This is a genomic window from Bartonella sp. P0282 (assembly GCF_048452985.1).
In the GTDB taxonomy this organism is placed as follows: domain Bacteria; phylum Pseudomonadota; class Alphaproteobacteria; order Rhizobiales; family Rhizobiaceae; genus Bartonella; species Bartonella choladocola.
On the sequence record NZ_WTFO01000001.1, the window covers coordinates 544,098 to 569,456 of the forward strand.

13 protein-coding genes and 1 tRNA gene are annotated in these 25,359 nt (G+C 47.9%); 5 read left to right on the forward strand and 9 right to left on the reverse strand.

What is annotated here, in order from left to right:
- Nucleotides 1-3: 3 nt before the first annotated feature.
- From GQS64_RS02480 to GQS64_RS02490, 3 genes are all read right to left on the reverse strand, one after another.
- Nucleotides 4-8,598, reverse strand: coding sequence for a GH36-type glycosyl hydrolase domain-containing protein (locus GQS64_RS02480; RefSeq protein ID WP_198230515.1), 8,595 nt, complete (start codon nt 8,596-8,598; stop codon nt 4-6).
- A 284-nt stretch (nt 8,599-8,882) separates the two neighbouring features.
- A complete protein-coding gene (locus GQS64_RS02485; protein ID WP_369805192.1) occupies nt 8,883-8,975 on the reverse strand; it encodes a hypothetical protein in 93 nt (30 codons plus the stop codon).
- Entirely contained in the window at nt 8,932-11,226 is a 2,295-nt protein-coding gene (locus GQS64_RS02490; RefSeq protein WP_198230516.1) for an NADP-dependent malic enzyme, read from the reverse strand. Before GQS64_RS02490 ends, GQS64_RS02485 begins: the two co-directional genes overlap by 44 nt.
- Before the next feature lie 301 nt (nt 11,227-11,527).
- On the opposite strand from GQS64_RS02490, the gene mutS reads away from it, so the two are divergent.
- Nucleotides 11,528-14,239: a DNA mismatch repair protein MutS gene (gene mutS / locus GQS64_RS02495; protein ID WP_198230517.1), complete on the forward strand. Its 2,712-nt coding sequence runs from the start codon at nt 11,528-11,530 to the stop codon at nt 14,237-14,239.
- A 29-nt stretch (nt 14,240-14,268) separates the two neighbouring features.
- Entirely contained in the window at nt 14,269-14,559 is a 291-nt protein-coding gene (locus GQS64_RS02500; RefSeq protein WP_198230518.1) for a hypothetical protein, read from the forward strand.
- Between the two features lie 3 nt (nt 14,560-14,562).
- On the opposite strand, the gene GQS64_RS02505 is transcribed toward GQS64_RS02500, so the two are convergent.
- The 6 genes from GQS64_RS02505 to GQS64_RS02530 all read right to left on the reverse strand — a co-directional run bounded on the left by GQS64_RS02505 (nt 14,563) and on the right by GQS64_RS02530 (nt 21,230).
- The gene (locus GQS64_RS02505; protein WP_198230519.1) at nt 14,563-15,735 is read right to left on the reverse strand and encodes a thiolase family protein; all 1,173 of its coding nucleotides are present in this window, start codon (nt 15,733-15,735) and stop codon (nt 14,563-14,565) included.
- Between the two features lie 2 nt (nt 15,736-15,737).
- Nucleotides 15,738-17,333, reverse strand: a complete 1,596-nt coding sequence (locus GQS64_RS02510; RefSeq protein ID WP_198230520.1) for an AMP-binding protein — start codon at nt 17,331-17,333, stop codon at nt 15,738-15,740.
- A 149-nt stretch (nt 17,334-17,482) separates the two neighbouring features.
- Nucleotides 17,483-19,321 (reverse strand): dihydroxy-acid dehydratase, encoded by a 1,839-nt coding sequence (gene ilvD, locus GQS64_RS02515; RefSeq protein ID WP_077990528.1) that lies wholly within the window; start codon nt 19,319-19,321, stop codon nt 17,483-17,485.
- Between the two features lie 144 nt (nt 19,322-19,465).
- On the reverse strand, nt 19,466-20,101 hold the full coding sequence (gene bluB, locus GQS64_RS02520) for a 5,6-dimethylbenzimidazole synthase (protein ID WP_198230521.1): 636 nt from the start codon (nt 20,099-20,101) through the stop codon (nt 19,466-19,468).
- Nucleotides 20,102-20,615: 514 nt separating this feature from the next.
- Nucleotides 20,616-20,691 (reverse strand) — tRNA-Ala (locus GQS64_RS02525).
- Between the two features lie 137 nt (nt 20,692-20,828).
- Nucleotides 20,829-21,230 (reverse strand): TIGR02300 family protein, encoded by a 402-nt coding sequence (locus GQS64_RS02530; protein WP_077990535.1) that lies wholly within the window; start codon nt 21,228-21,230, stop codon nt 20,829-20,831.
- A 301-nt stretch (nt 21,231-21,531) separates the two neighbouring features.
- On the opposite strand from GQS64_RS02530, the gene aroA reads away from it, so the two are divergent.
- The 3 genes from aroA to rpsA all read left to right on the forward strand — a co-directional run bounded on the left by aroA (nt 21,532) and on the right by rpsA (nt 25,353).
- Entirely contained in the window at nt 21,532-22,860 is a 1,329-nt protein-coding gene (aroA, locus tag GQS64_RS02535; RefSeq protein WP_077990537.1) for a 3-phosphoshikimate 1-carboxyvinyltransferase, read from the forward strand.
- Nucleotides 22,857-23,504, forward strand: a complete 648-nt coding sequence (gene cmk, locus GQS64_RS02540; protein ID WP_077990539.1) for a (d)CMP kinase — start codon at nt 22,857-22,859, stop codon at nt 23,502-23,504. The genes aroA and cmk overlap by 4 nt, the downstream gene beginning before the upstream one ends.
- 148 nt (nt 23,505-23,652) lie before the next feature.
- Nucleotides 23,653-25,353, forward strand: a complete 1,701-nt coding sequence (rpsA, locus tag GQS64_RS02545) for a 30S ribosomal protein S1 (RefSeq protein WP_077990540.1) — start codon at nt 23,653-23,655, stop codon at nt 25,351-25,353.
- Nucleotides 25,354-25,359 lie beyond the last annotated feature (6 nt).

The following is a 25,359-nucleotide window of genomic DNA, read 5'->3' on the forward strand; positions in this document are numbered from 1 at the left end:
AAGTCATTTATCGATCGTCAGATTGATTTCATGATGTCCTGTCTTTTTCAGACCGATGCCGTTTTCAGGTTTATCGACGGTCTTCTCATCAACGGTCAAAGCGGGCGTTTTACCGCGATTAACCTTGATAACATAGGTTGCACTGTCAAATTTGACAGTTGCTTCGTAACCCGGCCAATCTTTTGGCAGACATGGTTCGAGATAAAGTTTGGAACCCTTGCGGTTAATGCCGAGAATAGTTTCTGTCGCCGCACGATAGAACCAGCCGGCCGAACCCGTATACCAGGTCCATCCACCCTGACCGCGCCGTGGCTCGACAGAGTATATATCGGCAGAAATCACATAGGGTTCGACACGATAGACATGAGGATTTTTCCCGTGGGAAATCGGGTTAATCATCGAAAAGACCTGATAAGCCTTATCGTTCTCCTCAAGTTTGGCAAGTGCCAGAATGCTCCAGATTGCGCCATGGGTATATTGACCGCCATTTTCGCGAATACCCGCCGGATAGCCCTTGATATATCCGGGTTCAAGCTCGGTCTTGTCGAATGGTGGCCAGAACAGGCGTATAAGTTGACCTTTCTCGTCCAGCAATTGGTCAAGCATGGATTGCATGGCTTGTTTTTGGTGTTCTTCCGTTCCCATGCCGGAAATAACACTCCATGATTGGGCAATCGTATCAATCCGGCATTCGTCATTGGTGTGTGAACCCAAAGGTTCTCCATTATCGAAATAACCACGACGATACCATTTTCCATCCCACCCGCTGGTTTCAAGCGCTTTGGTCAGTGTTTCGAGGTGATGCGTCCATGTCTTGACGCGCTTTTCATCCTTGCGTTCTTCGGCAATAGGAATGAAAGCTTGTAAAGCCGTGCCAAGGAACCAGCCGAGCCAGACACTTTCGCCTTTCCCTTCAATGCCGACAAGATTCATTCCGTCATTCCAGTCACCGCCCAGCATTAACGGCAAGCCGTGTTCGCCGGTACGTTTGACTGCAAGGTCAAGGGCGAGTGCGCAATGCTCGTAAAGTGTTGCGGTTTTTGGCGAAACGGCTGGCTGGAAATAGCTGTCATGCTGGCCTTCCTTGAGCTTGTCGCCATCAATAAAAGCAATGTCTGTATCAAGAAACGCATGATCGCCCGTGCTATTGACATAAAGCGCAGTACCATAACCGAGCCATGCCACGTCATCGGAAATCAATGTTCTGACACCGGCACCGCTATCGGGCAGCCACCAATGTTGTACATCGCCTTCCGGAAATTGGCGTGATGCGGCATTGATGATCTGTTCGCGGGCAAGTTCCGGCTTGAGCAGCAAGAGCGACAAAGTATCCTGCAACTGGTCGCGGAAACCGAACGCCCCGCTTGCCTGATAGAATGCAGCGCGCGCCATGATGCGGCAGGCATAGGTTTGATAGGGAAGCCAGTTGTTGACCATGAGATCGAATGAACGGTCATTTGTTTTGACCTGAAGGCCGGAAACAAAATCGGTCCATTGTTTTTTCTCTTTTTCAAGAACAGAGGTGAAAGTCTCTTTGCGTATGCTATCAAGCAATTTTTCGGCTTCAACTCTATTCCGTGCATTACCGAGATAGAAGATGATCTCTTTCTTTTCACCGGCTTTCAATTCAATATCAAAAGCAAGTGCGGAGCATGGATCGCGTCCGGCTTCAACCGTGTTGGAGAGCGCCTCTCCTTGACGGATTGCTTGCGGATGTTTGACAGTACCGATCGAGCCGATGAACTCTGTTCTGTCGGCTGTGTAACTTGAAGGTGTGCTGTTAGCCGCAATGAAGCTGACTTCTTCGGACTTCTCCGTATGATAAGGATTGCGAACAAAAAGCGCACCGCGTTTTTTGTCATAATCGGGAATGATGAAGGGAGCAGCTTTTGCCCTGACTGTGCCCAACACCCATTCGACATAATCGTAAAGTCTCAGACTTCTTGAACTCTTGTCATCGTTTTTGATAACAAGACGCGAAAGCCTGATCGGGCGTTTGTTATCGACGGTATGGGTCAATTCCAGACTTATCGCTCCGTGTTTCGACGTGAATGTCGAATAGCCAAGGCCGTGGCGCGCTTCGTAAAGTGCCGTGTCATCACATTCAACAACCGATACCGGCGAGAAACGTTTTAACGAGTGGCGGTCAACGATATAGAGAGCCTCACCCGGACGATTGACAACAGGATCGTTCGCCCACGGTGTCAATTGGTAATCGCGGCTATTGCCCGACCAGGTAAAGCTCGACCCTTCTGCCGAAACGTGGAAACCGAAATGTTCGTTTGAAATAACGTTAATCCATGGATTTGGCGTTGCATTTCTTCCCGAAAGACGAATGACGTAGCTATTATCCTTGTCGAAACCGCCATAGCCATTCCAATAAGCAAGGTCTTTGCCATCAGGAAGCGGGCAGGATTTATGCTGGTCGCCAATGATACCGATAGATGTAAATTGGCCTTGTTCAAGTGGCATAACGATCTCTTCGTGTTTGCCGCTTTTGCGTTGCGCTGCTTTTCCATTGGTATGCGTCTTGGTAGATTGGGCAGCCTCGTCCTCCTTGTTGCGGTGGGAAAGGTCGGAATCAATATTTTCCATGCGCTGCATTTGTTCGGACAAGGAACCGTTTTGGGCTTGCAAAACAATGCGGGCGCTTGCAAGCAAAGTTTTAAAACTCTGCTCGTTCATCTGGTCACGACGGATGGTGAAAATATGTTGGCGTCCGTCTGCTTCAGCGGTGCGGTTGCGATAACCTTCGCACATCCATTCGATCGCGCGTTGGGTATCTTGCGCATAAGAAAATGCCCGTTCATTCAAAATGACAACATCGACAGTCAGTCCGCGCATCCGCCAATATTCATGGGCTTTCAAAAGCCCGCGCAAGACTTCCAGATCGGCTTCATTATCAAGTCTGAGAAGGAAGATCGGAAAGTCGCCGGATATTGACATCGGCCATAAATCCGATTGTTTGCCAAGATTTTCGGCGAGCGCCTCCGAAGGCAAACGCCAAGTGCGATCCGGATAGATAAGCGAGGTCGCGTATTTCTGGTAAACGACCGATTCTTTCGGCTTGATACCAAGCTGATAAAGCGACACTTGCGAACGGGTCCAGGCGAGCGAAAACTCGCGCTCGAAGACATTCGGTTGACGGTAATATTCAACTTGTGAGGCGAGCTTTTCTTTTGAATTTGCCGCAAATGTCCAGAATATCAAAGCCGCCTTTTTGCGTGCCGGAACCCGCACACGACATCTTATTGCTGCGATAGGATCAAGCACACATCCCTCTGTTCCGGTCAATGTCGCACCACGGTCAAAAGCGGCCGGACGGCGGATAGAACGACCGCGACCGATAAAGACGCGCCGGTCGGTTTCTGCTTCTGCATCACGAATGGCACCGGATGTATCGGTGACAAAATGGGCCACATGGACTTCCGGATCTTTCGGGTCGCGTTTACGACGTTTGGCATAAATTGTTCCGCCCTGATCGGCAATTTCTGTTTCCACAAACATGCGTGAAAAGATAGTATGCGCCGCATCCGTTTCGGGTGTTGTCAATACCAGCTCGGCATAGGAAGTAATTTCAAGAATGCGGTCTTTCGAGGTGGTGTTGATAAGTTCGATACGTCGTCCTTCACCATCACCTTCGGATGCAACAATACATTCCACAGTCGATTTTATACCATCGACGGTTTTTGTATATTCGGCCTTTTCATCGGTGAAAACGGTTGAAGCTTCTTCATCGGCAACGCGCGTTGGTTCACCTGTTGCCGACCACCAGCGGCCGGAAGCAGGGTCACGTAAAAAGATGAAAGTACCTTGCTGGTCTTCGGCTGCATCGGGCATGAAACGGGTAACGGCAATATTGTTCCAGCGGCTATAACCCGAACCTTTACCGGTCAACATCACCGAATAGTTCCCGTTTGACAAAAGCACTGTCGAACGCGGCTTGGTGAGCGGAGTTTTGATAACGCGAACCGGTGCATCTTCAAAACCGCCGGCATCGCTGCGCATCGGATTTGCCGTTTTTGCATGAACCATAGGAATTTCGCGGGGTGCTTTTTCCTGCAACAGAAGCTGTGCAGCTTCGATCACCGGATCGCTATGGAAACGATCCCGCATGCGACCGTCGAAAATGACATTGTCAATTGCAAGAATAGACATGCCGTGGTGGTGCGCATAATAATTCTTGACGACAGCATATTTTTCGCCTTCACGCACACGCGCCGGGGTGAAATCGACCGAGTCATGAAAACCGTATTCTCCAAGCGCACCGAGTTTGCGCAAGCGTGCAAGATTGGCAACTGCTTCGGTTGGCATATATTGTGAAGCCAGAATGCTTGCATAAGGCGCAATAACAGCATTGCGCGAAAGCCCGCGTTGAAGGCCGAGACTGGGAACACCAAAGTTGGAATATTGGTAGTTCATCTGTTGGTCGCGGGCATTAAAGGCTGCTTCCGAAATACCCCATGGCAATCCGCGTTCATTGGCATATTGGATTTGTCTTCGAACAACAAGCCGGTTTGTCTGGTCAAGGAGCGACCCCAAAGGCTCACGCATGACAAGCGGTGGCATTAAATATTCAAACATCGAACCCGACCAGGAAAGCAGAGCACCTTTCCAGCCGACCGGAACCAGCATACGACCGAGACGGAACCAATGCTCGACCTTGACATCGCCTTTGGCAATGGCAAACAGGCTCGAAAGACGGGCTTCCGAAGCAAGCAGATCATAGCAACTTTCGTCAAGCTCGTTTTCCTGAACACGATAGCCGATTGACATCAACCGCCGTTCCGGTCGTTCGAGGAAATCGAACTTCATATCGAAAGCAAACTGGCGAGCTTTCGCCGAAAGATCATTCAAAGTTTTCCGGAGAGCTTCTGTGTCATGATCGGCTGTGGCATCATGGGTATGGGCTTCGCAGGTCTCGATCAGGCATTCGGCCCACGAAACAGCATGACGTGATTCATCGCTGCCGATTTCGCCGTCAAGCTCGCTTGTGAGACGTCCTATGTCATTTGCCGCAGTTGTCAGATTTGCTGTGCGGAATGTTGCCGTTTCCGGTTCATCCATAATCGAGCGGACGGCTCTCCGGAAATTGGCGATGCGTTCTTCAATTCTTCTGCGAAGCGGGCGCAGAATGCGACGGTCATCGGGGATGAGGTTTAATGTTTCCTGCAAAATGTCATTGACATCAAGAAGGCCTGCAAGATCACCTTGTAAGAATACCGATGGTGCTTCACCCCATTCTCTCAAGGCGGCAGCCAGTGTTACAAGATGACCGGCAAGATTGCCTGAATCAACGGTCGAAACATAACTCGGTACCAATGGCCGCAATGTATCTGTTTCATACCAGTTGAAAAAGTGGCCGCGGAATCTTTCCATCTTATCCATTGTATCGAGTGTGCGTTCAATACGCTGGATAGCGTCATCAAAACTGACCCAGCCGAAATCACGTGCTGCGACTGTTGATAGCAGATAGACGCCGATATTGGTTGGAGAGGTTCTGCGTGCCAGAACCGGTACGGGATCTTCCTGATAATTGTCGGGAGGAAGAAAGTGGTTATCGGCATTGGCGAATGTTTCGTAATAATGCCAGGTGCGGCGTGCTATACGGCGAAGTTCGTTTTTATCGGATGGCCGGATTTCAAGCGAATCCTGAAAGGCAGCCGAACGGCTCACAATCCACGCAATAAGCGGTGAAAAAAACCAGGCAAGGCCAAAAGGAAGAGCCACAAAAACTGCCGAATTATGAAGTGCGGCAGGTAACGCAATGGAAACGATGCCAATTAACGAAGCCGGCCACATGGTGGTGACATAATAGGAAAGCGTGTTGGGAGACGAACGCGTTGCTGCCGATGTTTTCCATTCAAGCAGATGTTTGTGTGAAACAAACATGCGATAGAGCGTACGGATAATCGCATCAACCATATAGAATGCCGAATAGGCAAGGAAGGTCGTGCGCAGTGCAACATCTGCGGTGCTTGTCGCAATATTCGTCAACACCGACTGGAAGTGGCCGCGCAAGGAATTATCCATGCTTGTCGGCATAATATTGCGCAAAACACCAAGTGTGGGGGCAATAAACATGCCCAAAAGCAGAAATAATTGCCAGAACACAGCCGTATGAAGCGGCAATATGCACCAACCGAAAAGCGAGGCAATAATCCACATGAGCGGGGTTAGTGAACGCCGCAAATTATCCTGCATTTTCCAGCGGGTAATAAGGTTGATATTGTGACGGGTGAAAAGATAGGGCAACAATTGCCAGTCACCACGGATCCAGCGATGATGACGGGCAACATCGACATTATAAGCCGTCGGATAATCTTCAACCACTTCGACATCGCTCACAAAACCGACACGTGCATAACCGCCTTCAAGAAGGTCGTGGCTCAACACACTATTTTCACGCACTTTGTCGGCAAGCGCTATTTCAAACGCATCAATGTCATAAAGGCCTTTGCCGGTATAGGTTCCTTCGCCCAAAAGGTCCTGATAGGTATCGGAGACGGCAAAAACATAAGGGTCAATGCCGCGATTGACCGAAAAAACACGCTGCAGGAATGAAGCATCATCACCGGTGGTAAGCGAGGGTGTCACACGCGGCTGAAGAATGCCATAGCCGCTTTTAACCCTATGTGTTTCGGGATCGATAACGGGGCGGTTTAACGGATGATTGAGTTTGCCGACAAGGCGGGTGACCGCTTCGGGGGTGAGCTTGGTGTCGGAATCAAGTGTCATGACAAACCGGCAATCCATGGGCAGACGTGGGTCTGTCGGGAAGAAACTTGTGTCACGATCGCCGCGCAAAAGCAGATTCAACTCGTGCAGCTTGCCGCGTTTGCGCTCCCAGCCCATATAGCAATCTTCACTAGGATTGAACAAACGGTGGCGATGTAAAATGAAAAATAACGGCTGCCCGTCACCGCGATAATAACGGTTGAGATCGGCAATACCTTTTTGCGCATATTCGAGGAGATCGCGATCGTCTGCCGTTTCTTCCTTTTTCGAGTCGGCCCAGTCAGTCACCAATGCAAAATAAATGGCTCCTTGCGGGTTCGAGAGATAGTGAACTTCGAGATTTCTTATCTGCTCGTCAATAGAATCGCGTGAGGTTATCATTGTCGGAACGACGACAAGTGTTTTGGCTTCTTCCGGAATACCGTCCTTATATTCATAACCGATCAGTCGCCGCGGTTCGACAGTCCAGGCAACCAGAGTATTGAAGAGCGCAAAAGCAGTATCCATTGTCGGGAAAAGTGCCAGTGCTGTGAAAGTTAGCGACAAAGCATGGCTCAAACCGGTTTCCCGCAGCAATGCATAAACTGCAATGAGAATGAGAATGGTCAGGACAGAAACCGGAACCGCAATGCTGAAAATTTTCATAGCGCGGAAGGCACGCATGAAACGCGTCGAGAACGGGCAATCATAATTGCAAGCCTGTTCAAAGGCTTCTCGTCCAGGTCCCACAAGATACCAGGCAACCGATGCACCAGTCGCGACACCGTCTTTTTTTGCATTCTCGACCATGTCGATTGCTTTTTTTGTCACTTCCAGTTCGGTTAACGGCGAACGACGGGCAATTTTTTCGATGATGACGCGATAGGTATTGCGCGATGGAAAGTCGATTTCTCCGAAATCGCTGTTTTCACGCAACAGAAAATCGACATGGCTGACCGTTTCAAACCAGTATGTCCAATCAACGTCATCAATGGCTTTCAGGCCACGAATGATATTGCCCATTGTCACACCGCCGGTTGATTGGCGCGAATGTTCTTCGGCAGTTGCCGATTCAGGGTCGCTGCCATGACGATGTAACTGCTCTTCAAGCCAGTTCAAGGCTGTTGTTGAATCAACAGAAGCGCCACGCAAACGATAGAGAAGATGGGCCGCAAAAGTCGGGTCGGCAACAAGTGCCTCGTAAGTTGAAAAAATGCTTTGAAGTGCATTGTCATTTTCAGCCAGAGCCATTTGGTCAGCGGCCTGGTTAGCAAATCGCCGCATCCGGCGGGCTTTTTCGATGCGCATGGAAAGCCGGCGCGCGTTTTCGATGAGAACCATACGGACAGCCGAAGGCAAAGCCCATAATTCGCCAATCTGGAAATCTGCAACCTGTTGGTAGCCGTTGACCATAGCCGTTAAAGTTTTAAGCGAAAAACTGCTGTCGGTATGCGCAACATAAAGCCAGGCTAGAGCGAAAATTCTCGGCAGTTCATTTTCGCCTTTATAAGGGGGAAGCTGTTTGACAAATGCACGCGGAAAGTCACGCCGCGCCTGCTGGATGGTTTTATCAATCGTATAATGGTTATCGAGCAGCCATTGGGCAGCCGGTGTAATGGTTTCATTATTGCGAGCGGCAGCATCGGTCGAACGGAAGGTATGCAAAATGAGCTTGGAATTTTCGGTGAGACGTTCTCTGAAATCGAATGGCGTATATTCCGGCAAAACAATTTTTTTACCTTCGGCCATTTCATGGGCCAGTTGCTGCAACTCGTCTTCCGATTTGAAGGTCGAGCGGATTGGAAAAGCTGTATCAGGAAGGTAGCGTATTTCCGTTTGTTGAGAAAGAAGCCATTTAATTGATGATGCAGTTTCCGCCATATTATTTGATCCTTGCCTTTAAAAAGCTCACGCGACAGAATTTAGCCTGTTTTTTAAAAGATAAACTATATCTTTTTTATTAAACTCGAATTTCGATTTTTTTGGTAAACGCCAAACACTTTATATTACACGTCGATAAAAATAGGACATAGTGTTAAAAATTGCATTAAATAGCGCTGCTATAAGGGAAAAAATTCAGCAAATCAGGGCATTTATTTAATAAAACAGTTCCCCGACATATTCGTTAAACAGCTATAAAGTTCAAGAATTTATTTATAAAGCAATCAACTAAAGCCCCGTTGGAGAAAACGGGGCTTTAAAATCCGGATGGGTCTATTTTGTCGAATTATAGGCAGCCAGAGCTGCCATTGTGACAATGTCGGAATCGCGCGCCCCCAGAGGCACAATCTGGGCCGATTTTTCGAGTCCTAAAAGAATTGGCCCGATCAGTGTTGCGCCCCCAAGTTCTTGCAACATTTTACTGGCAATCGAGGCCGAATGATAGCCCGGCATAACCAGAACATTGGCCGGTTCGCTCAATCCCATAAACGGATATTGCTGCATCATTTTGGCGTTAAGTGCAACGTCGGCACTCATTTCACCGTCAAACTCGAAATCGACATTGCGCTTGCGAAGCAATTTGACCGCTTCCTGAATACGTTGGGCGCCTTCACCCTTCATGTGGCCGAAAGTAGAATATGCCAGAAGTGCAACGCGTGGCTTGTAACTCATATCTTGGGCAAAATTTGCCGCTTGTTCGGCAATATCGGCCAATTCTTCCGGATTCGGGTGTTCGGAAATAGCCGTGTCGGCAATAAAAACGGTGCGACCGCGGCAAATTGCCATTGAAACACCGACAACCCGTTCATCTGCCTTTACGTCGATAACGCGCAGGACATCTGCAAGTCCGGTTTCATAATTACGTGTTACGCCGGTAATCATCGCATCGGCGTCGCCCAATGCCAACATGCATGCGGCAAAATGGTTGCGATCATTATTGATATAACGGTGGCAATCTCTCAACAACCAACCTTTGCGCTGCATTTTGCTATAGAGGTAATCTGCATAATCATCTTTCCGATCGGACAGGCGCGCATTGGCAATTTTTATTCCGGATCTGTTAAGGTCGATACCGGCTGCCTTCGCTCTTTTCTCGATAACATCTTCATGTCCAACCAGAATGGCACTGCCGAGCTTTTGATTGACGTAAGAAACGGCTGCCCGCATGACCTGTTCTTCTTCACCTTCGGCAAAGACAATCCGTTTCGGATTCTGGCGTACACGGTTGTAAACGCCGCGCATTGTTGCGGCTATCGGGTCACGTCGCGCAGCCAAATCCCGCGCATAGGCTTCAAGATCGGCAATCGGCTTGCCGGCAACGCCGCTTTCCATTGCGGCTTTTGCAACAGCAGTCGGAATAGCCGACAATAAGCGCGAGTCAAACGGTACCGGAATAATATATTGCGACCCGAATTTAAGTCTGCTGCCGCGATAGGCATCCGCCACATCATCGGGTACTTCTTCGCGGGCAAGCTGGGCTATGGCTTTGGCCGCAGCAATTGTCATTGCCTCATTGATCGTGCTGGCACGCACATCAAGTGCGCCACGGAAAATATAAGGGAAGCATAAAACATTGTTTATTTGGTTAGGGTAATCCGAACGCCCTGTTGCCATAATGGCATCGTCGCGTACTTTGGCAACTTCTTCCGGTGTAATTTCAGGGTCGGGATTGGCCATCGCAAAAATGATCGGCTTTGGTGCCATGGATTTGACCATTTCAGGTGACAAAACCCCTTTGGCCGAAACGCCGAAGAAAACATCTGCCCCCTCAAGTGCTTCCGCAAGCGTTCGTTTGTCGGTTTTGACGGCATGGGCAGCCTTCCACTGGTTCATATTTTCCTGACGGCCTTCATAAACGACGCCTTTGGTGTCGCACAATATGACATTTTCCGACTTGAAACCCATGGCTTTTATGAGTTCAATGCAGGCAATTCCGGCAGAACCGGCACCGTTGCACACAAGGCGTGTGTGCTTCATATCACGTCCGGTAAGATAAAGCGCATTGATAAGACCGGCTGTGGCAATAATGGCAGTTCCATGTTGATCGTCATGAAAAACCGGAATGTTCATCAATTCTTTCAATCGGCTTTCAATGATAAAACAGTCGGGAGCTTTGATGTCTTCAAGGTTGATGCCGCCGAAGGAAGGCCCCAGATAGCGAACCGCATTGATAAAAGCATCCACATCGGTGGTATCAACTTCCAGATCAATCGAATCAACATCGGCAAAGCGTTTGAACAATACGGCCTTGCCTTCCATCACAGGTTTGGAGGCGAGAGCGCCAAGATGTCCGAGGCCTAAAATGGCTGTACCGTTTGAAATAACAGCAACGAGATTGCCTTTATCTGTGTAATCAAAGGCTAAAGCGGGATCTTTTGCGATTGCTTTTACCGGAACAGCCACGCCGGGCGAATAAGCCAAAGCTAAATCATGCTGTGTTGACATCGGTTTTGTCGGGACAATTTCCAGTTTTCCGGGGCGTCCGCGACTGTGAAAATCCAGTGCTTCCTGTTCTAAAGAACTGTAAGTTTTTGTTTTATCTGTGTTTTCTTGATTTTTTTTGCTCATTTTTCTATCATTTTCTGGTGTAGCGAATATGATCGCTGCATTCAAGCCGGTCTAAATGCGATAATAATTCAAAATTATGGATTATCTTTAAACAATAGTCCAAGTTTTTTTCTCGTTCCTGAATATATTGTTCGGGAGTTTTCGGCAATAAATTGTAAAATTGCATTGGTCGGAAAGAGTTCTGTATGAAACCGTATTTTGAATGGTACGGCGTTCAAATTGAATGTAGCTTATGGAACCTCATAGAACATAAAATGAAAGGCTGTTTGGTGGCGAGCCAAAAGGCAAGGGTAGAAAAAGTATGACAGAAGGCGCAACCGGAGAAAAGCAGAATAGCTCGCAAGAGCGTATCACGCCGATGATGGAGCAATATATCGAAATAAAAGCGGCAAATAGCGATTACTTGCTGTTTTATCGCATGGGCGATTTTTACGAGCTTTTTTTTGACGACGCAATCGAAGCTTCCAAGGCATTGGGTATTGCTCTTACCAAACGTGGCAAACATCTGGGGGAAGATATACCAATGTGCGGCGTTCCGGTTCACGCCGCTGATGATTATTTGCAAAAACTTATTGCCTGTGGTTATCGCGTGGCCGTTTGCGAGCAGATGGAAGACCCCGCTGAAGCAAGAAAACGGGGTGGCAAATCGGTTGTGCGACGCAATGTTATCCGCCTTGTCACACCGGGAACTCTGACAGAAGATAAACTGCTTGATCCGGCGCGAGCCAATTATCTTATGGCGCTTTCACGCATCAAGTCGGGAAAAGATCAGGAATTTGCGATTGCATGGATTGATATTTCAACCGGAATTTTCAAAGTAAGCCGTGCCCATGCCGACCGGTTGCTTGCCGATATTATGCGCATCGACCCGCAAGAGCTGATCGTTGCCGATAGTGTTTTCCATGACGAGGCATTGAAACCGTTATTCAACATTCTTGGTCGTATCGTTACACCACAAGCGGCAAGCCTCTTTGATAGCAATATGGCCGAACGCAATATTTGCGACTATTTCAAACTGGCAACGTTGGAAGGGCTGGGACACTATGATCGTGCAGAACTTTCGGCAATTTCTGCGGCAATCGGCTATGTTGAAAAAACACAAATCAATGAACGTCCGCCCCTTATGCGTCCTCTAAGGGAAGACGAAAATGCCTCTTTGTTTATTGATCCGGCAACCCGCAACAATCTGGAATTGACGCGAACACTTTCAGGCCAGCGCGATGGCAGCTTGATGAAAGCGATTGACCGGACAGTGACGGGCGGTGGTGCAAGGCTTTTGAGCGAACGCCTGATGGCACCGTTGATAGCGCCGGTTGCCATCAACGAGAGGCTTGATTCGGTTGCCTATTTTCTTAATGATATGCGGCTTGCCGAAGGCTTGCAGGCTATTTTGAAAAGCGCACCGGATATGCCACGGGCACTTTCACGCCTTGTTCTTGGTCGCGGCGGTCCGCGTGATATGGCTGCAATCCAGCGTGGCTTTGCTGTTATTTGCGATGTGAAAAACCTGTTTGCGGGTCAACTTCTGCCGCAAGAATTGGGCGATGCTTTTGCAATCCTTGAAAAATTACCCGTTGATTTGCACAGCCACCTTGATCGCATTCTTGCCGATGATCTGCCCTTGTTGAAACGGGACGGGGGATTTGTTCGCGAAAATTATAATCAGGAACTTGATGAACTGAGAACCTTAAGGGACGAATCGCGCCGCTTCATTGCCGAATTGCAAAGCCGTTATGCCGAAGAAACGGGCGTTAAAGCACTCAAAATCCGCCATAACAATATTCTTGGTTATTATATCGAAGTCACTGCGCTTCAGGCACCGGCATTGACGGAAACGGATGAAGCAAAAAGCCGTTTTATCCATCGCCAGACAATGGCGAATGCCATGCGTTTTACCACAACAGAACTTGCCGATCTTGAAAGCCGCATTGCCAATGCAGCCGATCGCGCTTTGACAATCGAACTTGAATTGTTTGACAAGCTGGTTGAAGAAATTGCAGATCAAGCCGATTTCATCCGGCAAGCTGCTATGGCACTTGCTGTTTTTGATGTTTCCGCCTCCAATGCTTTTCTCGCCGAAGAACAGGGCTATTGTCGCCCGCTTGTCGACCAGTCGCTTGATTTCGAGATTGTAGCGGGGCGCCATCCGGTGGTTGAACAGGCATTGAGAAAGCAGGCCAAAGAACCGTTTGTTGCCAATAATTGTGATCTTTCTCCTAAAAATGGTGCGAAATATGGTGCTATTTGGCTGCTGACCGGCCCCAATATGGGCGGTAAATCAACGTTTTTGCGTCAAAACGCCCTGATTGCCATTATGGCGCAAATGGGGTCGTTTGTTCCTGCCGGTTCTGCCCATATCGGTGTTGTCGACAGGCTTTTCAGCCGCGTTGGTGCAGCCGATGATCTTGCCCATGGAAGGTCAACCTTTATGGTTGAAATGGTGGAAACAGCAACAATTCTCAATCAGGCAGGCGAGCGTTCATTGGTTATTCTTGATGAAATCGGCCGCGGAACCTCGACATTTGACGGGCTTTCGATTGCCTGGGCAGCCATTGAATATCTTCATGAGGTCAATCATTGTCGTGCAATTTTTGCGACCCATTTTCATGAAATGACAGCACTCACCGAAAAACTTGATCGCCTTCACAATGTGACGATGAAAGTCAAAGAATGGAATGGCGATGTTGTTTTTCTTCACGAGGTGGGAAATGGCGCGGCAGACCGTTCCTATGGGGTGCAGGTGGCAAAGCTTGCAGGCCTTCCGGCGGCCGTTTTGTCGCGGGCAAAAGATGTTCTCCATCAGTTGGAAAAAGGTGAAGTCGCCGGTAAAGCCACAAAATTGATAGATGATCTTCCACTTTTTTCCGTTGCTTTGGCGCGCGAAGCTGAAAACAGCCATCAAACTTCAAAAATCGAAGAAGCCTTGAAGGCAATCAATCCTGACGAGCTTTCCCCTAAGCAAGCCTTGGAAGAACTCTATCGTTTGAAACAGCTTTCATTGGCTGAAAATTAATGGCAGGGTTGAAGACTTGACGCTCTCGATTGAAAAAACCGATTGGCGGGAATGCGTGTTTTTTAAAGCACTTGAAGAGCGGGCAAGGCTTGTCTTTGTTTAATAAGAACGGGATGGTTCAACAGGAACGGGATGATGTTAAACGGGAATTATATCGAATAACCATCCGGAGGCTTTCAAGTCACGTTGCCAATGCTGTTATTGATCGCATTGGTTTTGTATTATTCGCGCCTTTGCTGATGAAAAAAGAAGGCCGGTATGTTAAACAAGCCGGTTTTCGCAAGAACTATTACAATTTTGCTTCCGCTCAAGAGAATTGATGTTTAGCCGTTATGGTAAGGTCGGAATGCTGCACTTATTCCCATCCCTCCGCCAATTCCCATTGTCGCAAGGCCGAGCGCATTATCTGCCAGATTTTTCATTTGGGAAAAAAGCCGTATCGTCAGAAAAGTGCCCGACGCGCCGAAAGGATGTCCAAGGGCGATTGCGCCACCTTCACGGTTGATTTGTTCCGCCGATATATCCAACTCGTCAATGGCGGCAAGCACTTGTGCGGCAAAGGCTTCATTGAATTCGATAACACTGAAATCCGAACAATTGTCGAGCTTCATTCTTTGTAACAATTTTTTTGTCGAGGGAACCGGCCCCATACCGGCAAGATTGGGGTCAACACCGCTTACAGCACTATCAATAAAAATAATTCCGTATTGAATGCCCAATTGTTTGGCTTTTTCGAGAGATGTCACCAGAACCAGAGCTGCCCCGTCATTCAAAGGGCAGGAATTTCCGGCAGTGACTGTTCCATTTTGTTCAAAAACCGGTCGCAAATGGGCCAAAGTTTCCACGGTCAAACCCGATCTTGGGCAATCGTCAGCGGAAAATAGACCTTTTGCAGTTTGAAGGGGTATGATTTCATCGTCAAAACGATGGTCAGCTTGAGCTTTCAAAGCTCGTTGATGGCTTTGAAGCGCGAAAAGATCTTGCCTTTCTCTCGATATGCCAAAATGTCGGGCAATATTTTCAGCCATGTTTCCCATATCGGGGTCACCGATTCTATCCGGCGAAAAACGGGCACGGGAAAAAAATTGCGGCAATTCGCGCGGCGTTTTCGGGCGTTTTATGCGCCACGGCGCAGTTGATACGCTCTCTGCACCACCGGCGAGATAAATTTCACCCGCACCCGCTTCAACAAGTCTGCATGCCATAACAACAGCTTCAAGACCCGAGCCGCATTGCCGGTCAAGCGTTACACCCGAAATTTCAACAGGCAGTCCGGCAGTCAAAGCGGCAAGGCGTGCGAGATTACCCCCGCCGCCCGCAGCATTGCCGATCATAACATCGTCAATTCCGGTTTTTTCGATCTTTGTGCGTTCGATGAGTGCCTGAATGAGCGGGCTTAGAAGATATTCCACGTCAATGGACGAAAGTGCACCATTTGCACGCGCTATAGCTGTTCTTGCTGCCGCAATAATAACAGGTGTTCTACTCTCTTCCATTTTTAAAGCCTTGTGACTTCGGGGGCGCCCTCTTCAACCATTCTTTTGACTATCACGCGCGCAATTTTTCCGCTCCACGTCATTGGCCAGTGATTAATTAAATAGAAATCTTTCGGAATTTTGAATTTTTCCATTAACGGGCGGCAAAATTCACGCAATTCATCTGCGGTTAACGGGGCATCTTTGAATGAAACAACGCTGACAAGACGTTCTCCATAAACGTCATCGGCAATGCCGAAAGCAATTGCTTCACTGACATTCGGGATGGTTTTCAATGCCGTTTCTATTTCGGCAAGATAAATATTGTTGCCGCCCGAAATAATCATACCGCCGGCACGCCCCATCACATAAAGTTCGCCGTTTTTGTCCATCATGCCGAGGTCGCCAACAGTTGCGCCATATTGGTTACGGACAAATGATTTGCCATTGTCGCCCCATAAATATCCATCCGAGATCAAATCGCTTTCGACAAAAATAGTACCGATTTTATCCGGCGCGAGTGGTAACAAATTTTCATCCCGAATTGTGACTTTGACACCGGGAAACGGTTTTCCCACCGGTGACATGGAGGTTTCATGTGAAAGCGTTCGGGGTGTCATTTTGTTGACTGCAACAAAACTTAATTCCGATGCACCATAATATTGTAAAATTTCCGCATTCGGAAAAAGCGCGCGGGCGTCGTTATAATGCTGACGATCGAATTTTGAAGCTCCGGTCACAAGTTGCTTCATTTCTTTAAAAACCGACTTATGTTCATCCGCCCGTTGTCTCAATTCGTTGAGCATGGTTGGCACGCCGACAAAACGATCGGCGGTCTTCAGAAGCTCCAATACTTCGTCGACATTGAATTTTCGGACACTTTCAAATGTCTGGCCGCTATCCAAGGTTTCGATAAGCGCATAAAGGCTCACGCCATGCGCCATGGGACCGGGAGCAACCGCTTTATGTAATTTGTCGAGGCCGAAGAACTTTCGTCCGGTCACGAGCGAGTTTCGCCAACTTTGGCGGTTTCTGATAAAAGCTTTTGGAAGCCCCGTTGTGCCGGACGTAAAACCGATAAAAAACGGCCCAAGCGGCAGATCGGCTATCGTTTTATCGGGGTTCGTTCCTTCCAGAAAACGGTCATAAGTTGCCAGAAAACGGTCATAAGTTGCCAGAAAACGGTCATAAGTTAATTGAGTGTCGGTATCTTTTTCAACATAAAGTGCTGGCAAATCAAGGGTGCGGGCAATTTCTGCAATGATGCAATCTTTGTTCTCGCAAATAACAATGTCGGGATTAAGCCGACGCATGATTTCTTCAATCTGGTTTGGGGGCGTGGCAACAGAAAGAACTGCAACGCAATGCGGGCTTGCCGAACCACCGACAAAAATTTCACCAAAGCGAAAATGGTTTGGAAGTGCGAGCAGAACCAGCCGACCTTCATCCGGTAAACCGAAATGATCGGGGTGGCGTTTTTTAAATTTAAAAAGATTGCGCCTGAAAGCTTCGGCTCGCTGGTAGAGTGTTTTATAGGTGATTTTATTTCCGGCGATCGAAATCGCAATTCTGTCAGGTGTCAAACTGGCATGTTTTGCCAATACATCAATAACCGGCATTCGTTCCCCTAACGGTTCGGAAATAATTTCAGGCCAACTTCATGTTTCAAAGTCGCGGTATATTAAAAAATGACAATATATTTTTAAAAATGATTATAAAACTCTCCCGTTACAATTTACCAATCATAACGGGAGAGAAAATTTTAAAATCAGATTTGGCGAACAGCGCCTTTGGCGGCCGATGTTGTCATGGCTGCATAAGCACGTAAAGCTTTGGAAACTTTGCGTTTGCGAACCTCTTCCGGCTTCCAGGCTTTGTCGCCTTTCTGTTCCATCTCCTTGTGACGTTTGGCAAGTGTAGCGTCATCGACATCAAGATGGATTTTGCGATTTGGTATGTCGATTTCGATTGTATCGCCTTCTTCGACAAGACCGATCGTGCCACCCTCGGCAGCTTCCGGTGAAACATGGCCGATGGAAAGCCCCGACGAACCACCGGAAAAACGGCCATCGGTGATGAGAGCACAGGCTTTTCCCAAACCTTTCGATTTCAGATAGCTTGTCGGATAAAGCATTTCCTGCATTCCGGGGCCACCGCGCGGACCTTCATAACGGATAAGCACAATGTCTCCCGGTTTGATTTTGCCGTTCAAAATAGCAACCACTGCGGAGTCTTGGCTTTCAAAAATCCGTGCCGGACCTTTGAATTTCAAAATCGAGTCGTCAACGCCGGCGGTTTTGACAATGCACCCATCCTTGGCAAGGTTGCCGTAAAGAACGGCAAGGCCGCCATCCTTGGAATAGGCATGGTCGACATCGCGAATGACGCCTTTTTCGCGGTCAAGGTCGACTGTTTCATAACGCCGTGACTGGCTGAATGGTGTTTGGGTCGGAATGCCACCCGGAGCAGCACGATAAAATTCATGGACTTCCGGATTATTTGTCTGTTTGACATCCCATTTGCGCAAAGCATCCTTCAATGTTGGTTCATGAACAGTTGCAACTTCGCTGTGAATAAGACCTGCATGGTCAAGTTCGCCCAGAATTGCCATAACGCCACCGGCACGATGGACATCTTCCATATGCACATTGGCAACGGCAGGTGCAACTTTACAAATAACCGGAACGTGGCGTGAAAGCCGGTCGATGTCGGACATTGTAAAATCAACTTCGCCTTCTTGCGCGGCGGCTAATAGATGAAGAACCGTATTGGTTGAACCGCCCATTGAAATATCAAGCGTCATTGCATTTTCAAAAGATTTGAATGTTGCAATCGAGCGGGGAAGAACACTGTCATCATTCTGTTCATAATAACGCTTGGCCAGTTCTACGATAAGGTGGCCGGCTTTTTCAAAAAGATGTTTGCGGTCGGCATGGGTTGCGAGCATCGAACCGTTACCGGGAAGCGATAGGCCAAGTGCTTCCGTCAGGCAGTTCATCGAATTTGCTGTAAACATACCCGAACATGAACCGCATGTCGGGCAAGCTGCCCGCTCCATATTGGCAATTTCGGAATCGCTGTTATGGTCGTCGGCTGCTGCAACCATGGCATCAATGAGGTCGACAGCAAGTTCTTTGCCTTTCCATTTGATTTTTCCTGCTTCCATCGGGCCGCCGGAAACAAAAACCGTTGGAATATTGAGCCGTAAAGCCGCCATCAGCATTCCCGGTGTAATTTTATCGCAATTGGAAATACAGACCAGAGCATCCGCACAATGGGCATTGACCATATATTCGACCGAATCGGCAATGATCTCGCGTGAAGGAAGGGAATAGAGCATACCGTCATGCCCCATTGCGATACCGTCATCGACAGCAATTGTATTAAACTCTTTTGCAACGCCGCCCGCTTTTTCTACTTCGCGTGCCACAAGTTGTCCCAAATCTTTAAGATGTACGTGACCTGGAACAAATTGTGTAAAGGAATTGGCAATAGCAATAATCGGCTTACCAAAATCTCCGTCTTTCATTCCGGTGGCACGCCAAAGGCCACGGGCACCGGCCATATTCCGGCCATGAGTAGAAGTTCTTGAGCGATAGGGAGGCATTTTGAATTTTCCTTGAATAATTCCAATGTAGTAACGGTTGTGCCGCACAGATCATATAAACGCAAGGATTTTAAACGCTTTTTCGATCAATGCTCAATCACATTTAGATTAGAATCAAAAAAAATTCGCTATTATTACGCAATATTATTGCGCGTTCTTGGGCCACTCTTCGTGGTAAACAAGGCTTTCGAGCGGTACGCGTTTACGCCATCCTTTTTGTTCGAGTTCGGGGCTATCGTAAAAGTGGCTGACATAGCCGATACACAAATAGGCGATGATGTCGATTTCGGGGGGAATCTTTAGCAATTCCTTCAGCTCGTCATCATGATAGATCGAAACCCAGCCGACGCCGATGTTTTCAGCCCGTGCTGCAAGCCACAAATTTTCGACCGCACAAACGCAACTATAGGCCGACATTTGCGGATTATGAAAACGCCCAAGACCGGTGCGGCCATCGCGCGAGCGGTCACATGTGACAACCAGATTAAGAGGTGCTTTGACAATACCCTGTAATTTCAGGCGGTTATAAAGTTTTCGCCTTTCGTCGTTAAAAATTTTTGCTTCCTCGGCGCTCGCACGGTCAAAAATTTCTTTGACTTGTGTTTTTCGCCTTTGGTCACGGATAAGAAGGAAATTCCATGGCTGCTGGAAGCCTACCGAAGGAGCTGAATGAGCCGCTTCAAGAAGCCTTGTGATAACAGCCTCATCAAGCGGTTGAGGTAAAAATTCGTCGCGCACATCGCGCCGTTCATGGATAACTTTATAGATATCTTCCAACATAAATTCTGTGCCGAACTCCTTATTGATTGCTCCGATGGTTGAATGAAAATCGTTTTATTGGCGGCATAAAAATGCTTTCCCGAATTAATTAGCCATCTAACAAATGCCTTATAATTGATAATGTTTAGCGATCAAGTTTATAGTCTCTCTCGTAAGCCAATTTGAAAGCACAACAATAATCGCACATGTTTTTGGTCATGACTGGCGCAGGCAAGATTTTAAAAAATCAAGAATCGTTTGCCAATAGTGTCAAACTGTCTCCCAAGGACCATCAAAAACAGTAAAGTTTTAAAAATGGCAATCCGGAACCTGCGGAATAGAAAAAGCAATGAACAAGACCGGTTGGAAATCAAAATATAAAACAGCTTTGAGAAACGGGTCTTCATTCAAAGAAGTTAAGGGGCAAATAAGTTAACAGGTAAAGAAGTTAACGGATAAAAAATTTAAGCGGCAAAATTTCGAGATTAGAGCCGGGGGAAGCTCTCTTTTTTTAAAAGCCGGTTTTTTCAAGAATTGGTGGAGCTAAGCGGGATCGAACCGCTGACCTCTTGCATGCCATGCAAGCGCTCTCCCAGCTGAGCTATAGCCCCATTCAAGACGAGAAGATCACGTTGTGACCTCAGGGATAAAGACAAACTGTCTGGCGGCTTCTTAAATTGAGTGGCGCCAAAGATCAAGAGGGAAATTGCAAACTTTATAAAAGAAAACAATTTCCCTTTAATTCTCGTCAGATGTCGTCGTCTTTATGAACTTTATTGCCACCGGTGATAATACCGCTTACGTCGTCATCCTCGTCGTCTTCATCATCCGGCAAGAATGCGTCGTCATCATCGTCACCAAGGTCGACATCCTCATCGTCGCCGATATCCGGTATGTCTTCGCCACCCTTTGTTTCATCATCAGCATCTTCAAGCGAGATGAATTCAGGCTTTTCTAATGCCGTGTCAAGGTCCTCCGTCTCAGTCTCCTCTTCCTCATCCTCGCCCTTAGCGTCGGCTGTGGCGTCGAAATAGGATCTGGGGTAGGAGATCCCAGTATAAGGTGAAATAATCGGGTCACGATTAAGATCATAGAATTTCTTGCCCGTTTCCGGGTCTATTCGTTTGGTTCCAAGTTCAGGTTTTGCCATGGACCGAGCCTCTTTTGGTTGGTCGTGCTGTTTCTATTTGCCTCATGCTTATAAAAATAGACACGCGCCTTTGTTTGAAAGCACTTTAACCGGACGCGAGCATTTACGCGCCCATAAAATGCCGTTAAGATTAATCAAAAAATTCGCTCACGGTGCTTAAGCGCAAAAATATGCTTTTGTCAAAGATAAACAATAAGACCCGTGTTCAATTTCCTTGAAGCGATGTATTTTTTCATGACGTATGAAACTGCTTATGTTAGAAGCATGCTTTTCCTATATATAAAGAAGAAACACATTTGCTATGTCTGAACCACTTCCCGCTTCGTCAAAAAAATCTGCCAATCTTTCCGGACATATCCGGATACCGGGAGATAAATCCATTTCCCACCGTTCCCTGATGTTCGGTGCTCTTGCAAGTGGAGAAACCCGCATTTCCGGTCTTTTGGAAGGTGACGATGTTATTCACACTGCCAATGCCATGCGGGCAATGGGTGCAAAAATAACCAAGGATAACGGTGTTTATGTCATCCACGGAACGGGAAACGGCTGTCTTCTTGAACCAGAACAACCACTTGATTTCGGCAATGCCGGAACCGGTGCGAGATTGACGATGGGGCTTGTCGGTACTTATGCAATGAAGACCCGTTTTATCGGTGACGCATCTTTGTCAAAACGGCCTATGGGGCGCATCCTTGATCCATTACGGCTGATGGGTGTGCAGGTGGAAGCCTCGGAAGGTGACAGATTGCCATTGACATTGTGGGGCGCAGTCACACCCAACCCGATTACCTATCGCGTTCCCATGGCATCGGCTCAGGTGAAATCGGCCGTTTTGCTTGCCGGTCTCAATACTCCCGGTATTACCACTGTCATCGAACCGGTCATGACACGTGACCACACCGAAAAGATGCTTGTGGGCTTTGGTGCCGATCTTGAGGTCGAGACAGATAATGACGGTGTGCGCTATATCCATTTAGAGGGGCAGGGAGAATTATACGGTCAGGTTATAACCGTTCCCGGCGATCCGTCTTCGGCAGCATTTCCGATTGTGGCAGCCTTGATTACCGAAGGCTCGGATATAACAATAGAAAATGTGTTGTTAAATCCCACCCGCACCGGATTAATCACCACGCTTTTGGAAATGGGAGCTGATATTAGCTTTGAAAACAAACGCCAGACGGGCGGGGAAGAGGTGGCCGATATTCGTGTGCGTTCCTCCCGATTAAAGGGGATAAAAGTGCCAAAAGAGCGCGCACCGTCAATGATCGATGAATACCCTGTTCTTGCAGTTGCGGCCGTTTTTGCCGAGGGAAAAACAGTTATGGAAGGGCTTGCAGAACTGAGGGTCAAAGAATCGGACCGGCTTTCAGCCGTCGCCAACGGTTTGAAAAAAAATGGTGTTGATTGTGAAGAGGGAAAAGATTTCCTTATCGTGACTGGTGAGCCTTCGGCAAAAAACATTGGTGGCGGAACTGTCACAACACATCTCGACCACCGTATCGCCATGAGCTTTCTGGTTCTTGGTCTTGGAGCCGGAAAGCCTGTGACAATTGACGACAAACGCATGATTGCAACAAGTTTTCCGGAATTTATGGGGCTGATGGCCAAATTGGGAGCGCATATCGAATGAACCCGAACAAGCCGTTTATTATTGCAATTGATGGGCCGGCCGCTTCAGGAAAGGGCACATTGGCGCGCAAACTTGCCTCCCATTATAAATTTTCCTATCTCGATACCGGTTTGACCTATCGTGCGGTTGCCGATGAGCTTTTAAAACGCCATTTGCCGCTGGATAATGAAGACATTGCAGTAAAAACCGCTTCGTTGATTGATTTTGGTTCACTTGATCGGGCGCATTTATCCGAACATGAAATCGGTGAAGCAGCCTCGAAGGTGGCGGTGATGGGGCGTTTGCGAAAAGCATTGGTCGACATGCAGAAAGCTTTTGCCGAACAAAGTAATGGGGCAGTTCTTGACGGGCGTGATATTGGAACAGTTGTTTGTCCCGATGCCGATGTCAAGCTCTATATCGTTGCAGCCCCCGAAGTTCGAGCCGAACGGCGCTATAATGAAATGATGGAGAAAGGCGAGAAAGCCGATTATAATGCTATTCTTGTCGATCTCAAACGGCGCGACGAACGCGATATGAAGCGCACCGAAAGCCCGTTGAAACCTGCAAAAGATGCGCACTTGCTTGATACAACAAAATTGAGTATAGAAGGCGCGTTTACTGCCGCTTGTGCTATAATTGATCCAATTTTGGCAAAACGGTAGAAGAGTTTAAGAGAAATGTTATTTCCGGCCATGCGCCAAACTACCCCGCAAAGAACGGGCGGCAGGAAAATAACATCGTTTTAACACTAACCCGGCGCTCGTGCCTTAATTCATTATTATTTCAAAAGGCACTTCTTCAGGAGTTTCTATGTCACAATACAATCCCACAAAAGCGGATTTTGAAGCCCTTTTGGCTGAATCCCTCCAGACCAATGATCTCGTCGAGGGTTCGGTTGTCAAAGGCCGCATCATTGCAATTGAAAAAGATATGGCAATCATTGATGCCGGTCTTAAAGTAGAAGGCCGTGTTCCGTTAAAGGAATTCGGTGCCAAGGGTAAAGACGGTTCGCTCAAGCCCGGCGATGAAGTCGAGGTTTATGTCGAGCGTATCGAAAACGCTATGGGTGAAGCTGTTCTTTCACGCGAAAAAGCCCGCCGTGAAGAGAGCTGGGTTCGTCTGGAAGAAAAATTCAACGCCGGTGAACGCGTTGAAGGCGTTATCTTCAGTCAGGTCAAAGGTGGTTTCACGGTTGATCTCGATGGAGCAGTTGCTTTCTTGCCGCGCAGTCAGGTCGATATTCGTCCGATTCGCGATGTAACGCCGTTGATGCATAATCCGCAGCCTTTTGAAATTTTGAAAATGGACCGTCGTCGTGGCAATATTGTTGTTTCACGCCGTACAGTTCTTGAAGAAAGCCGCGCCGAACAGCGTTCTGAAATCGTACAGAACCTTGAAGAAGGTCAGGTTGTTGAAGGTGTCGTCAAGAACATCACCGATTACGGTGCATTCGTCGATCTCGGCGGTATTGATGGCCTCTTGCACGTTACCGATATGGCATGGCGCCGTGTCAACCATCCGTCTGAAATCCTGTCGATCGGTCAGACTGTAAAAGTACAGATCATCCGTATCAATCAGGATACACATCGTATTTCCCTGGGCATGAAGCAGCTTGAAAGCGACCCGTGGGAAGGCATCAGCGAGAAATATCCGGTTGGCAAGAAGATCAAGGGCACTGTTACCAACATTACCGATTATGGTGCTTTTGTCGAAATCGAACCGGGTATCGAAGGCCTTATCCACGTTTCGGAAATGAGCTGGACAAAGAAGAATGTTCACCCAGGAAAGATTCTTTCGACCTCTCAGGAAGTCGAAGTTGTTGTTCTGGAAGTGGATCCGGCAAAACGCCGTATTTCTTTGGGTCTCAAGCAGACATTTGAAAACCCGTGGACAGCTTTTGCCAACAAATTCCCTGTTGGTTCTGTTGTTGAAGGTGAAGTCAAGAACAAAACCGAATTCGGTCTCTTCATTGGTCTTGAAGGCGATGTTGACGGTATGGTTCACCTCTCCGATCTCGACTGGAACCGTCCTGGCGAGCAGGTTATCGAGGAATACAACAAGGGCGATGTCGTCAAGGCTGTTGTTCTTGATGTTGATGTCGACAAAGAACGTATTTCACTCGGTATCAAACAGCTTTCCGGCGACAAGGTCGGTGAAGCCGTTGCTTCCGGTGAATTGCGCAAAGGTGCTGTTGTAACTTGCGAAGTAACTGCAATCCACGACAATGGCATTGATGTAAAACTGGTCGACCATGATCTCGAAACAACGATCCGTCGTTCGGATCTGTCGCTTGATCGTGACGAACAACGTCCGGAACGCTTTACAGTCGGCCAGAAGGTTGATGCACGCGTTACCGCATTCGACAAAAAGACCCGCAAAATCACAGTTTCAATCAAGGCTTTGGAAATTGCCGAAGAAAAAGAAGCTGTTGCACAATATGGTTCGTCGGATGCCGGTGCTTCACTCGGTGACATTCTGGGTGCTGCATTGAAAAAGCAGGAACAGGAATAATCATTC